The 13,265-nt window shown below is 54.5% G+C and carries 13 protein-coding genes; 3 read left to right on the top strand and 10 right to left on the bottom strand.

Features of this window, described 5'->3' with window-relative positions; genetic code table 11:
* Positions 1 to 198 (top strand): hypothetical protein (locus QZ303_RS09970; RefSeq protein WP_295732313.1); only part of this gene is annotated, 198 nt, incomplete at its 5' end.
* Between the two features lie 36 nt (positions 199 to 234).
* Here QZ303_RS09970 and QZ303_RS09965 read toward each other — a convergent pair.
* On the bottom strand, positions 235 to 1,917 hold the full coding sequence (locus QZ303_RS09965) for a tetratricopeptide repeat protein (RefSeq protein WP_295732311.1): 1,683 nt from the start codon (positions 1,915 to 1,917) through the stop codon (positions 235 to 237).
* A gap of 296 nt (positions 1,918 to 2,213) precedes the next feature.
* On the opposite strand from QZ303_RS09965, the gene speA reads away from it, so the two are divergent.
* Together speA and truA are read left to right on the top strand one after the other, a co-directional pair.
* Entirely contained in the window at positions 2,214 to 4,112 is a 1,899-nt protein-coding gene (gene speA / locus QZ303_RS09960; RefSeq protein ID WP_295732309.1) for a biosynthetic arginine decarboxylase, read from the top strand.
* Between the two features lie 18 nt (positions 4,113 to 4,130).
* Entirely contained in the window at positions 4,131 to 4,874 is a 744-nt protein-coding gene (truA, locus tag QZ303_RS09955; RefSeq protein ID WP_295732315.1) for a tRNA pseudouridine(38-40) synthase TruA, read from the top strand.
* Between the two features lie 24 nt (positions 4,875 to 4,898).
* Here truA and QZ303_RS09950 read toward each other — a convergent pair whose 3' ends face one another.
* From QZ303_RS09950 to QZ303_RS09910, 9 genes are all read right to left on the bottom strand, one after another.
* Positions 4,899 to 5,549: a response regulator transcription factor gene (locus QZ303_RS09950; RefSeq protein ID WP_295732308.1), complete on the bottom strand. Its 651-nt coding sequence runs from the start codon at positions 5,547 to 5,549 to the stop codon at positions 4,899 to 4,901.
* Between the two features lie 26 nt (positions 5,550 to 5,575).
* Positions 5,576 to 6,523 (bottom strand): cysteine synthase A, encoded by a 948-nt coding sequence (gene cysK, locus QZ303_RS09945; protein ID WP_295732306.1) that lies wholly within the window; start codon positions 6,521 to 6,523, stop codon positions 5,576 to 5,578.
* A gap of 141 nt (positions 6,524 to 6,664) precedes the next feature.
* Positions 6,665 to 8,263 carry a (E)-4-hydroxy-3-methylbut-2-enyl-diphosphate synthase gene (gene ispG / locus QZ303_RS09940; protein WP_295732304.1) on the bottom strand — a complete coding sequence of 533 codons (1,599 nt, stop codon included), beginning with the start codon at positions 8,261 to 8,263 and terminating at the stop codon, positions 6,665 to 6,667.
* Positions 8,264 to 8,270: 7 nt separating this feature from the next.
* Positions 8,271 to 8,777: a 5-(carboxyamino)imidazole ribonucleotide mutase gene (purE, locus tag QZ303_RS09935; RefSeq protein WP_295732302.1), complete on the bottom strand. Its 507-nt coding sequence runs from the start codon at positions 8,775 to 8,777 to the stop codon at positions 8,271 to 8,273.
* Between the two features lie 49 nt (positions 8,778 to 8,826).
* The gene (locus QZ303_RS09930) at positions 8,827 to 9,429 is read right to left on the bottom strand and encodes a hypothetical protein (protein ID WP_295732300.1); all 603 of its coding nucleotides are present in this window, start codon (positions 9,427 to 9,429) and stop codon (positions 8,827 to 8,829) included.
* 65 nt (positions 9,430 to 9,494) lie between these two features.
* On the bottom strand, positions 9,495 to 10,922 hold the full coding sequence (gene rpoN / locus QZ303_RS09925) for an RNA polymerase factor sigma-54 (RefSeq protein ID WP_295732298.1): 1,428 nt from the start codon (positions 10,920 to 10,922) through the stop codon (positions 9,495 to 9,497).
* 192 nt (positions 10,923 to 11,114) lie between these two features.
* The gene (locus QZ303_RS09920) at positions 11,115 to 12,095 is read right to left on the bottom strand and encodes a beta-ketoacyl-ACP synthase III (protein WP_295732296.1); all 981 of its coding nucleotides are present in this window, start codon (positions 12,093 to 12,095) and stop codon (positions 11,115 to 11,117) included.
* 220 nt (positions 12,096 to 12,315) lie between these two features.
* Entirely contained in the window at positions 12,316 to 12,501 is a 186-nt protein-coding gene (gene rpmF / locus QZ303_RS09915) for a 50S ribosomal protein L32 (protein ID WP_084274050.1), read from the bottom strand.
* A gap of 16 nt (positions 12,502 to 12,517) precedes the next feature.
* Positions 12,518 to 13,126, bottom strand: coding sequence for a DUF177 domain-containing protein (locus QZ303_RS09910; RefSeq protein WP_295732292.1), 609 nt, complete (start codon positions 13,124 to 13,126; stop codon positions 12,518 to 12,520).
* Positions 13,127 to 13,265 lie beyond the last annotated feature (139 nt).

Raw genomic sequence — 13,265 nt, 5'->3', positions numbered from 1 at the left:
CCGGTTTTTATTGGTCAACAGCCGTTAAGGTTATTTAAGATGCGTCTGCCGTGCCTATTGTTTTATCTAAAATATGTTTTCCGTGTGCTCTTTGCGGTTCATCACCACGAATGTGTTCGCCCGTCAGGATTCCTGGTGGAATCCGTGATTGACACGTGTGGATGTGCAGATATGTGGAAAATAAAAAGCCCGGCTTGATGGCCGGGCTTTTGTTGCCTAATATAATCGTGTGGATTAGAGGGCGCTGAGGTTGAAGTTAGTGAACTCGAGGTCGTTCTGTGCGCGCTTGAGCATGTTGTTGTCGAGCTTGATGGCCTGACGCAGGTTGTTGTACACCATGTTGCTGTTGTTGGTGCGGGCACCGAGAACGGCTGTCAGGTAGAATGTGGTAGCGTCGGGGTTCTTCACACTGGCGAGAGTGCTCTTTGCCTTGCTGTAGTCCTTGCTGAGGATCTGGGCGAGGGCGGCGTTGTTGGTCTTGCTGTCGCCGAATGCACGCACTGCCGAGTTGTAGTCACCCTGCTTGAGGTAGTACACTCCGAGAGCGTCGCCGAGAGCGGGAACGCCGGCGGCGTTACCGAACTTGGAGGAAGCGTCCTTGTAGTTCTGGTTCATGAGTGAAACGAGACCGAGGTTCATCTGTGATTCAGCTGCGTTGGGAGCGAGCTTGGCTGCCTGTGCGAAGTTGGCTGCGGCTGCCTCGTAGTCCTTGTCGATGTACTGGCACATGCCGAGGTTGTTGTAGCAACGGTAGTCGTTGGGGTACAGCTCTACGGCCTTGTCATAAATCTGGAGGCGCTTGTTGTTGTCGTCGGTGAGGGTAGCTGCATAAAGGAGCTCATCTACGCTGAGGGCCTTGGGGTTGGAGAGGAAGATGTTCATGATTTCCTCGTCGCTCTTGCCGATAACGTCGATGGAAGCTGTGATGCGTGAGTAGCGGAGCTGCGGAAGGATTGTCTCTGCGAGCTGGTCGAATACGGAGCTGAGGTTGCGGATTTCCTTCTCGCGCTGCTCGGGATCCTTATACATCGAGAGGACGCTGAGGATAAGATCCTTGTCCTGGATGTTGCTGGCGGCAACGAGCTTCTGGAAGCCTTCCCAGTCCTGAGGAGTGAAGTTGGCGGTGAGTTCGCCGAATTCGGTGATGTTGTCCTTCTTCAGGGCTTTCTCCATATAGGCCACGGTGTTCTTTTCGCGATTTTCGGCGAGTTTGGTGTTGAGCTTCACACCGCCGTCGGGAGATGCGGTCGACTTGATGTTGATCTCCTTGATTTCGCGACGGCTGTCGTCGTTGGCGTCAACGAGTTCCTTGTGGAGGTCGAGCATCGACTTTGAGCCGAGTTCTCCCTTGCGGAGGTTGGCCTGGTTGATGAGGAACTTGATGTCGGCGTCATACTTCTCGTTGATGATGCGCTGGAACTTGTCGTTGGCAACTGCCGGGGTCACTGTTGCGGCATCGGCTATCGCTGCTGTGGCAACGACACCTTCCGCTACTTTCACGCGGGGAAGAGCGTACTGCTTGTTGCCCTGGCGGACGGTGAATGCGAGCGTGAGGTCGCTGCGGTTCATCTCGGGATTGTAGACGTACTGTACGGGAATGGTCACCGAACCACCGTTGTTGTAGTTGATCACAGGATTGTTGCCGCGCACTTTCTCGCCCTGGAACGTGTAGGGAGCGGAAGCCACTTCCATGCCGTTGAATTCGAGGTAGGGGGTCACGGTCACTTCGGCGTTCTTCTGGAAGAACTTGGCGGGGATGTTACCTGTGACGGTAGCCGGAACTTTGTCACCTACTACTTCGAGGGGGTTGGGATTTACCGAGAAGTAGTCGGACTTGAACTGGTTCATCTTCTTGCCGCATCCGGTTAGCATTACGGTACCGGCGAGGATGATTGAATAGCATACCTTGCTGTTCATGATGTGATAAATGTATTGGTAATTAGTGTTGAGCAGATGGCTTGTCGCACAAAGTAAAAGACGTGTCTGTCGCGACCCGGCTCCACTTCTGCATTCGACAACACAAAATTACTCTATTTTTCCAATCAATACATCATTTTAACGATGATAAAATTGCAATAAAATGTTAAATATATTAATTTATGTGTCTGCAGCTCCGATGCGTGCATTTTGCCTTGCCATGGAGGATATCTATTGGAAAAAAGTTGTAACTTTGTATGTTAAATAATTATTAACTAAATATACGTTTTCTGCCAATGAGAAAATGGCGTATCGAGGACAGCGCAGAGCTGTACAATATCACCGGATGGGGCATGAAGTACTTCTCCATCAATGAGAAAGGTCATGTGGCTGTGACTCCCCGCGAGGGGTGCGCGTCGGTCGACATCAAGGATGTGCTCGACGAGTTGCAGGTCCGTGATGTAGCCGCACCGGTGTTGTTGCGCTTTCCCGACATTCTCGACAACCGTGTCGAGAAGATTTCCAGATGTTTCCGTCAGGCCGCTGAAGAATACGGCTACGAGGCTAAGAATTTCATCATCTACCCGATAAAGGTCAACCAGATGCGTCAGGTGGTTGAGGAGATTGTGAGCCATGGAAAGAAATTCAATATAGGTCTTGAGGCCGGTTCGAAGCCTGAGCTTCATGCCGTGCTGGCTACGAATATCGCCGAGAATGCTCTGATTATATGCAACGGATATAAGGATAACGAGTATATCGAGCTTGCTCTTCTGGCACAGAAGATGGGACGCAATATCTATCTCGTGGTCGAGAAGCTCAATGAGCTTCAGGCTATAGCGGAGGTATCCAAGCGGTTGGGAATCACTCCCAACGTGGGCATGCGTATAAAGCTATCAAGCTCAGGCTCAGGGAAATGGGAAGAGTCGGGAGGCGACCAGTCGAAGTTCGGCCTGAATTCGTCGGAACTGCTCACGGCGCTTGATTTTCTCGAACGCCACAAGATGAAGGAATGCCTCAAACTGATTCATTTCCACATCGGAAGCCAGATTACAAAGATACGTCGCATAAAGAACGCTTTGCGTGAGGCTACGCAATTCTATGTGCAGCTTTCGAAACTGGGCTATGAAATAGATTTCATCGATATAGGTGGTGGCCTCGGTGTGGACTATGACGGCACGCGCTCTTCGTCAAGCGAAAGCTCGATGAACTATTCCATACAGGAATATGCCAACGACTCGGTGTCGGCATTGGTAGATGCATGTGTGAAAAACGGGCTGAAGCAGCCAAACATCATCACCGAGAGCGGCCGTTCGCTGACGGCCCACCATTCCGTGCTTATATTCGAGGCTTTGGCTACCACGTCGCTTCCCGAATGGGACGACCGCGAAGAGGTTTCGCCCGACGACCATGAACTTGTGCGCGAGCTGTATGACATCTACGACAAGCTCAATCAGCCACGAATGTTCGAGAGCTGGCACGATGCTTTGCAGATTCGCGAGGAGGCTCTCGACCTGTTCAGCCTCGGGATGCTTGATCTGCGTTCGCGTGCGCAGGTGGAGAAACTTTTCTGGTCGATAGCGCGCGAGGTGGGTGACATCGCAAGCACTCTGAAGCATGCTCCCGAGGAATTGCGTAAGATAGCGAAGATGCTCCCCGACAAATATTTCTGCAACTTCTCGCTATTCCAGTCGCTTCCGGATTCGTGGGCCATCGACCAGGTGTTCCCCATTATGCCGATCGCGCGTCTCGACGAGAAGCCTACGCGCACGGCCACATTGCAGGACATCACCTGCGACTCCGACGGCAAGATTGCCAACTTCATCTCGGCCCACGGCAACTCCAACTCCCTTCCGGTGCACCCGTTGCGCGACAAAGAGCCTTATTATATAGGTGTATTCCTTGTCGGGGCATATCAGGAGATTCTCGGCGATATGCACAACCTGTTCGGTGACACCAATGCCGTGCATATAAGCGTCTATAAGGACCGCTACGAGATAGACCAGATAATCTACGGCGAGACGGTCGATGAAGTGCTCGACTATGTGCAGTATAGTCCCAAGCGTCTCGTGCGCAACGTGGAGACATGGGTCACGTCATCGATGAAGAGCGGGAAGATTTCTCCGGAGGAGGGGCGTGAGTTCCTGAGCAAATACCGTTCGGGTCTCTACGGATATACTTACCTTGAGAAGGACTGACCCGTCGTGCGTTATTTCATGCGGCTCGCCTACCGTGGCGCTCCCTACCACGGCTGGCAGATACAACCGAATGCCATAAGCGTGCAGGAATGTGTGGAGCGTGCGCTCTCCACGTTCCTGCGCACGCCAACGCCTGTTGTCGGCGCGGGGCGTACGGACACGGGAGTCAATGCCTCGATGATGATTGCCCATTTCGACGCGGATCGCGAGATTGCCGACATACCGGGAGCGGTGAGGGCGTTGTGCTCGCTGCTCGGACGCGACATCGTCGTTTACGACATCATACCGGTGCACGCCGACGCTCATGCGCGGTTCGACGCCACTTCGCGTACGTATCATTATTATACCTACACTGGCCGGTCTCCATTCTTATATGACCTTGCCTGGCAGGAACCCCCAGCCGGCCTTGACTTCGATGCGATGAACATGGCGGCCTCGCTTCTTACCGGTGTGGATGACTTCACGTCGTTTGCAAAGCTCCATTCCGATGCCAAGACCAACATATGCCGCGTTACGCGTGCCGAATGGATAGAGACTGTCCCGGGCGATACATCGCGCCATACGTTCGTAATCACTGCCGACCGTTTCCTGCGCAACATGGTGCGCGCCGTCGTAGGCACGCTGGTCGACGTGGGGAGAGGCAAGCTTTCCATCGACGGATTTCGTGACGTGGTCGAACGGCGTGACCGCTGTGCCGCCGGCATCTCTATGCCTCCACATCCGCTTTTTCTCTACGACATAACCTATCCCTATATACGCTGAGTGCGCTCTTCAGGGTGGGGGGCTTTAGATAGTGTATTCCGACAAGTCGACGAGACCGCTGCGCAGGGCGTAGCGGACGGCCTCATAGGCGCAGTTGACTCCTATTTTCCGGAAGATGTTTTTCTTGTGGGTGGTGATCGTGTGGACGCTTGAATTGCGTTCGCAGGATATCTCCTTTACCGACATGCCGCGCCCTATCAGCCTCAGTATCTCTCTCTCAGACTCGGTGAGAGGGAGCGATTTTTCGGTGCGGCACGGTGTGGTGACGTGCGCCGATATCTCACGGCTCACGTAGTGTTCATGGCGGAGAGCCATCCGTATGGCGGTCATGATTTCTTCGCCGGAATTTTCCTTGAGGATGAGATTTACATTCTTCTCTATGGCGAGACGCCGTATGAGCCTGTCGGTCAGTTCGGATGAGAAGATCACCCAGTGTGCCGACTCAAAACGGGCAATGACGTTGAGGAGGTTCTCAACGCCATTGAAAGAGAAAAGGGCATAGTCGATGATTACCACGCAGTCGCCGGTTTGCCGCAGGAACTGTATCAGCTCGTGCTTGTCACGTTTCTCGACAATCCGGCCCGATGGGAACGCGTCGCTTATGAGCATACGCAGTCCGGCGCGTGTGATATCCTGGTTGTCGGCAAGGATGAATGTCGCGGTTATGTCCGTCATTCCGGAGAATATGATGCGTCGCCCTGTCAGAGGGGATATTCCTCGAACGCATAGAGCACCGTGGAGAGGTATCTTTCGCCGGTGTCGGGGAGGAGGGCCACGATGGTCTTGCCGTCGTTCTCTGGCTTGCGAGCCTCGGCAATGGCGGCATGGAACGCCGCGCCGGAGGAGATGCCCACGAGCAGACCTTCCTTTTCAGCGAGCAGGCGTGATGCGGCTATCGCGTCGTTGTCGACCACGGGGAGTATCTCGTCGACAGCCTGCGCGTCGAAGTTCTTGGGCACAAATCCTGCGCCGATACCCTGTATTTTGTGGGCACCGGGCTTACCTCCGGAGAGGACCGGCGATGATGCTGGTTCTACGGCTATGACCTTTATCTGTGGGTTATACCTTTTAAGTCCTCGCGATGTGCCGCTCACTGTGCCTCCGGTACCCACACCGGCTATGAAGGTGTCGATTGTGCCGTCGGTGTCGCGCCAGATCTCTTCGGCGGTGGTGCGTTCATGCACGGCGGGATTGGCAGGGTTGTCGAACTGCTGGAGGATGACTGCACCTGGAGTTTCCCGCTGTAGCTCGAAGGCTCTGCGGATGGCGCCTTTCATCCCTTCCGCGCCTGGAGTGAGCACGATTTGTGCCCCGAGAGCCTTGAGGAGGTTTCTCCGCTCGATGCTCATCGTCTCTGGCATGGTGAGAATCAAACGGTAACCTTTGACGGAGGCAACCCATGCGAGTCCGATGCCGGTGTTTCCGCTTGTAGGCTCTATTATGGCGGCTTCGGGGCGGAGCACGCCGGCGGCCTCCGCATCCTCGATCATGGCCATGGCCACGCGATCCTTGACGCTGCCGCCGGGATTGAAATATTCGAGCTTTACGAGCACTCGGGCATTGAGGCCGAGGGCTTTCTCGATATTGCTTACTTCCAGTAGAGGGGTGTTCCCGATGAGTTCAGTCAGATTTTTAGCGATTTTTGCCATAACAGGTGGTTTTTGTCGGTTGATTGGTGTCAGGAATCGGACGGATGCCGATTCTGTCGCAAAAGTAGGAGTATGATGACGTCCCGGAAATACCCTTTTCGGGGTATATTCGTGAAAATATCGCGGTAAAAGGCACTGATGTTACGGCTTCTGCCAAACTCCCTCTTCCTTAAGGAATGATATGAGGGCCGGGATTGCTTCTGCCTGGGGGATATTCTTTCTGACGCACTCCTTGCCACGGTAAAGACTTACGTGGCCGGCTGCCGCTCCGACGTAGCCGTAGTCGGCATCCGCCATTTCGCCCGGGCCGTTGACGATGCAACCCATCACTCCGATTTTGAGGTTCTTGAGATGGCCTGTGGCTTCCCTTACGGCTTTCAGTGTGCTTTGCAGGTCGAACAGTGTGCGTCCGCATCCCGGACATGCGATATATTCCGTGTGGCTGAATCTCAGACGGGTGGCCTGGAGGATATTGAGGGCCAGCGCATACAGCGCCTCGTCGCTCATGACGTTGCTGTGTATCTCGATAGCGTCCTGCAGCCCGTTGAGCAGCAGGCGTCCGAAGTCGGCAGCCGCCCGCAGCTTGATTTCCTCCTCGGGGAGATCGTCATAGGAGATGCATGCCACAATCGGGGAATCATTACCTTCGGCAGAGAGCCTTTCGGCCTCCGCCATTATGTCGGCTGCCGGATTTACGCCCTTGCCGCAGATTGATATGACACCGTCGGGGAGCACCGATGTCTCAAGCGGTGATATGACAGCAGTAGGACTTCCGCCTCCGATATTTCCTATAGACCGTGACTTGCGTCTTGCGGGAGTGAAGTTTGTAGGATAGATGAATTTTCCGTCGGCGGCATTGTCTGCGGCGAATCCGGCAATGTAGTCGGCGAGAGCCTTTGCCACGGGTATCTCATTCTCCGGAGGTTCGCTCAAGGACACACGTATCGTGTCGCCGATGCCCTCGGCGAGTAGCGTGCCGATACCTACGGCACTCTTGATGCGGCCATCCTCGCCGTCACCGGCTTCGGTAACTCCGAGGTGCAGCGGGAAATCCATTTCTTCCGCTTCCATGGCAGCTACGAGGCGCCGCACGGTCTCCACCATGACGACCACGTTGCTGGCTTTTATGGAAATCACTATGTCGAGGAACTCATGGCGCACGGCTACGCGCAGGAATTCCATGGCGCTCTCAACCATCCCTGCCGGAGTGTCGCCGTAGCGGCTCATTATTCGGTCGCTGAGGCTTCCGTGGTTCACGCCTATACGGATTGCCGTGCCGTGGGCGCGGCACGTGTCGAGGAATGGCACGAACGCCTCCTCTATGCGGAGCAGTTCGGCGGCATATTCCTCGTCGGTGTATTCCAGTTTGCGGAATGTGCGTCCCGGATCAACGAAGTTCCCCGGATTGATGCGCACTTTGTCGACACCGGCCTCGGCAGCCGCGAAGGCCGCACGAGGGTTGAAATGCACGTCGGCCACGAGCGGCACGTCGCATCCGCGCTTGCGCAATTCGTCGCGTATCAGCCCTATGTTGGCGGCCTCACGAATGCCCTGGGCGGTGAGGCGTACTATGTCACCCCCGGCTTCGGCGATTCTAAGGCATTGCTCCACGGATCCGTCGGTGTCGTTGGTCGACGTGTTGGTCATCGACTGGAGCGCGACGGGGAGTCCGTCTCCTATGGCCGTGTTTCCGATGGTCACTCGTCGGCTCGGCCGGCGAGTATAGCTGTATTTCGACATTGTCGGCTCAGTTTGTCTTGAATTTGTACTTCACTTCGGCCAGTTCGGCGTTGGCTTTGACGATTTTGCCGGAAAGGGACTTCTTGTAATCCGCGAGTCGTGCGGCGATGCGATCATCGCCCAGGGCGATCATCTCCACCGCGAGGAGCGCGGCGTTGAGTCCGCCGTTGATGGTGACGGTGGCCACAGGTATGCCCGGAGGCATCTGTACGATTGCAAGCAGGGCATCCATGCCGCCTAGGGTAGATGCGATGGGCACACCTATTACCGGGAGGGTCGTGTTGGCGGCAATCACTCCAGGCAGGGCTGCCGCCATACCTGCGGCGGCGATTATCACCTTGATTCCACGGGCGGCGGCTCCGGATGCGAATTCTTCCACCTGGGCGGGAGTACGGTGGGCCGACAGAGCGTTTATCTCGAACGGTATCTCGAAATCATCAAGCAGCTGGGCTGCTTTGCCCATCACGGGCAGGTCGGAAGTGCTCCCCATGATGATGCTTACGATAGGATTCATAATGTGATATTTTGTTTAGATCAGTTTGTTGCTTTAATAGTCATGGCGGCTACATGGTGAGGAGATACACCACTATAAAACCGTTGGCCGAGCCTGCCGCTACCTGCCACAGGGTGTGTCGACCGAGTATTATGCGTGAGGTGCATAGCGCTCCACAGAGGATAACCGTACCGCAGATATAGGGCCACATAGGCACGATGCCCATATGGTCGGAAGCTATGCGGAAGAGCATCGCCGTGAATCCGGCCATCGCAGCCGCATGGGCCGAAATCTTCCACCAGATGTTGACTATGCATGAGATTACAGCTGTGCAGGCACCCGCCACCATGAACATCCACATCCAGTGGGGGACATGGATGGAGAAGAGATACCACGCGCATGCCAGATAGCACACGATTGTAAGCACGTAAGGCACAAGCCGCTCGGTGCGGTTGTTGAGACCCGGATCAGATATGATCTTCATCCAGTACAGTAGCATGATAGCCATTCCGGGGAGAACGCATGTCACGAAACATGTCATCATCACTACGTTCCATCTTGCCCCTGCGGGTAACATTGCGAGAGGGGTGAGCCACAATGCGGCAAACACCGCATAGGTGGGGATGAGGATCGGGCTTAACACCCATGATAGTATATGTGCGATACGTGTCATGATGTTGTTTGTTCTGTTGATTCAACCGTTCTACTGTCTGTTTAACATCTGCGGGAGCTTTAAGTTTAGATGTCACGGCGCATGCGTGCCACCGGATAGCCCAGACGCTCGCGGTATTTTGCCACTGTGCGGCGTGCGATGTCGTAGCCTCGTTCGGCGAGGAGTGCGGCGAGCGCCTCGTCGCTCAAGGGATGGCTCTTGTCCTCATGCGCTATGCATTCTTTCAGTGCTGCCATTATGGCATGGGTGGATGTATCGTTGTCGTCGGTAGGGCGTTCGTTGAAGAATAACTTCAGAGGATAGACACCCCGTCCTGTGGCGACATACTTCCCTGCCGTGGCACGCGAGATGACAGAGAGGTCGTAGCCGGTAATTGATGCGATGTCCTTGAGTATCATCGGCCGAATGAGGTTTTCCTGCTCCCCTTCGACGAAGAAATCGCGCTGAAGCCTGACGATGGCGCTCATAACGTTGAAGAGTGTCTCCTGACGCATGCTGACCAGGCGCATGAACTCGCGTGCCTCGTCACGTTTCTGTCTGATGAAAAGGGTGGCTTCGCGGTCGCGCCTGGAGCGTGGGATGGGTGTGGGGTCGTCATCACGGAAGCTCTCTTCTATCGTCAGTTCGGGAATGTTGTTCAGAAGTGTCAGGGTCACTGTCTGGCCGTCGGTATCTATCTGGAAGTCGGGTATGATATGACGTGTGCGGTCGTCTGCCGGATTTGATTCAATCTCACCACCCGGCTTGGGATTAAGGGTGCGTATCACTTTCATGGCCTCTCGCAAGGTAGGCTGGTCTACCCCGAGGAGGCTTGCGAGACGGTCGTAGTGTTTCAGCGAGAATATGTCGAAATAATGTTCGACGATTTCCGTTGCGAGTTTCACCGGCGGTGACTGCTGTTTGCGTCGGAGCTGTAGCAACAGGCATTCGCGGAGGTCTACCGCACCTACCCCTGCCGGATCCATTGTGCGCACGAGCGCTATCATCTGCTGCACTTGTGCGGTAGTTACCGGTAGTCCCGTGTGGGCCTCTATGTCGTAGGCCATGCTTGCCGCGTCACGGGTAAGATAGCCGTTGTCATCGAGGTTTCCTATGACGTAGAGTGCGATGGAGCGTTGTTCGTCCGATAGGGTGTGTTCCGCGAGCTGTGAGCTGAGAGTGTCTAACAATGACTGTCCGCTGTCGGGGGCTAAAGGCTCGTAAGTGCGTTCGCTTTCCGAGCGGTCCGGAGCCTCAAGGCGGTAAGACGGAATGTCATCGACACGATAATCGGCCAGCTGCATGTCCTCGGCTGTCTCCGTGAACTCGTCCGGACCATTTTCTGCGGAAGGTGTCTCTACGATGTCGAGGGCAGGATTGTCATCGAGCATTCTCTGCACTTCGTCCTCGATTTCCGGACCGTTCATCTCGAGCATACGTCCGTAGCGCACCTGTAGCGGCGACAACCGCTGCTGCATCTTTTGCTGTAACGATAGGTTAAGTGACTCTTTCATGCCGTCGTCCCTATGTGGGGGGTGTCGTGGATATTGTCGCTTTGCATGCCCCCAATCCGTTTACAAAGATAATATATGCCGTGCTATTTTGCAAGGATGACGTTAGCTTGGCTCACGTCGTAATACGATTACGGTGCGCCAAATGGACTTTGACACACCGTAATAATGACTTATATGTGGACGTAGGCGGGATCAGAGGTCCCAGATCACGTAGAGGGCGCCCCATGTGAACCCTGCTCCGAAAGCGGTCAGGATAATTTTGTCGCCCTTCTTAAGCTTGTCTTTGTACTCGTCGATGCAGAGGGGGATGGATGCGGCCGACGTGTTGCCGTAATGTTCGATGTTTACGAGCACCTTGTCGTGGCCGAGACCGGCACGTTCGGCAACAGCCTCGATGATGCGGAGGTTGGCCTGATGGGGTATGAACCAGTCTACGTCAGACACTTTCATGTCGTTGCGCTCTGCCACTTCAATCGACGATGTAAGCATGTCGGTGACGGCATGTTTGTAGACTGCGCGTCCTTCCTGATACAGGTAGTGCCAGCCTTCATCAAGGGTCTGCTGTGTGGTGGGATGGGCGGAGCCTCCGCCTTTCATCACCAGATGGGGCAGGCCTTCGCCGTCTACATGGAACACGCCGTCGATGATTCCGACTTTCTCCTGCGATGGCTCGATGAGCATGCACGCCGCACCGTCACCGAAGAGGGTGCAGGTGGTGCGGTCGGCATAGTTGACCATCGACGACATCTTCTCGGCGGCAACGACTACCACTTTCTTGTACATTCCGGCGCGCACATAGGCTGCGGCATCCTGCAATGCCACGAGGAATCCGGCACAAGCGGCCTGTATGTCGTAGGCGTATGCTTTATTGAGACCGCATCCATGGGCTATCACGGAACCGGTGGAGGGGAATCGGTAGTCGGGATTGGATGTGGCGCAGATCAGCAGGTCTACCTCCTCCGGATTCGTCGAGGTGGATTCCAGCAGCTTGTTTACGGCATTTATGCCAAGGTAAGAAGAGCCTGCATCCTTCTTAAGGATTCGACGTTCTTTGATTCCTACGCGGGTAGTAATCCATTCGTCGGAGGTGTCAACCATCTTCGACAGCATCTCGTTGTCAAGGATATCGTCGGGCACGTATGACGCAACGCCCGCAATTCTTGGATAAAACATTTGGAGTGAATGGTTTATGTTCTGCAAAGTTGTTGTGGGGCATATGCCGTGGCTGACGTTGCCCTTGTGCATACCGGAAAATAGACATATTACCCCGGGCATTTGTTTCAGATGTCCGGGGGATATGTATTAATCTATGTTTTCCACCCGCCGGGCGGGAAACATGAAATTGGGTATGCAGGCGCGTTGACGCGGCTCTACTATGCCGAGGAGTGTCGTATTATACGGCAGCCGGCTTTTCGATGGCGATTTTACCACGATAATAACCGCAGGCAGGGCATACGGTGTGGTAGATGTGCCATGATCCGCAGTGGGGGCAGATGGCCAGCGTGGGTTCTACTGCCTTGTCGTGGGTACGACGTTTTGCGGTGCGGGTCTTGGATTGCTTTCGTTTAGGATGTGCCATTTCGTTATATGATTTTTTAGTTGTTGTCGTTCAGTTTCTTTAATTCATCCCAACGCGGATCGGTCGGGGTATCGTCGCTGTCGGAGGAATCGGGCTGCATCTGCGCGGTCTCCACTTCGTCGATCATCTCGTCGATTATTTCGTCATCGCCGTCCCCTTCAAGGTTGTGGGCCGTGGCGCGGTGCTTTTTCAGCAGGCTGCTCATGGCTCGGTTGCATTTGCCCAACGGGTGTACATGCTTGATAGGGATGGTGAGCGCTACGGTGTCGTACATCATGTAGGCGATGTTAAGCTCCGCGTCGCTTTCCGGAATCTCCAGAAGTTCGTCGGAGTCGTCATTGTAGTCGGGACCGTATTTCACGAAAATATGGAACGTGGTGTCGACAGGCCATTGGAGGTCGTCGAGACATCTGTCGCAGATGAGTGTGATTTCGCCTGTGACGGTAAGTGTGATTTCGTACAAGTCTCCCTTGTAATCGACATCTACATGCACGTCAATGTCGGCATCGCGGATGTCGGCACTTTCCATATCGACGAAAAACTGTTTTTGCAGCTTGTAGTCGAAGGTGTGGCTGCCGTGAGGCAGTGTCTTTAGAGGGAGCTTGTATGCTGAGAACTTTCCCACAAGAAATTTTATTGAAAAAACCGCTGCAAAGTTACTTATTATCCGAAGAAAAATCAACTTTTTGCGGAAAAAATGCGGGCGGTTGGCACGGCTCTTTCATTTAAGATTGCGTTATGTTCTCAGGGATTGTGTTATTTTA

This window comes from uncultured Muribaculum sp. (genome assembly GCF_910583865.1).
GTDB lineage: Bacteria > Bacteroidota > Bacteroidia > Bacteroidales > Muribaculaceae > Muribaculum.
This window is presented reverse-complemented; position numbering and strand designations above follow the sequence as displayed.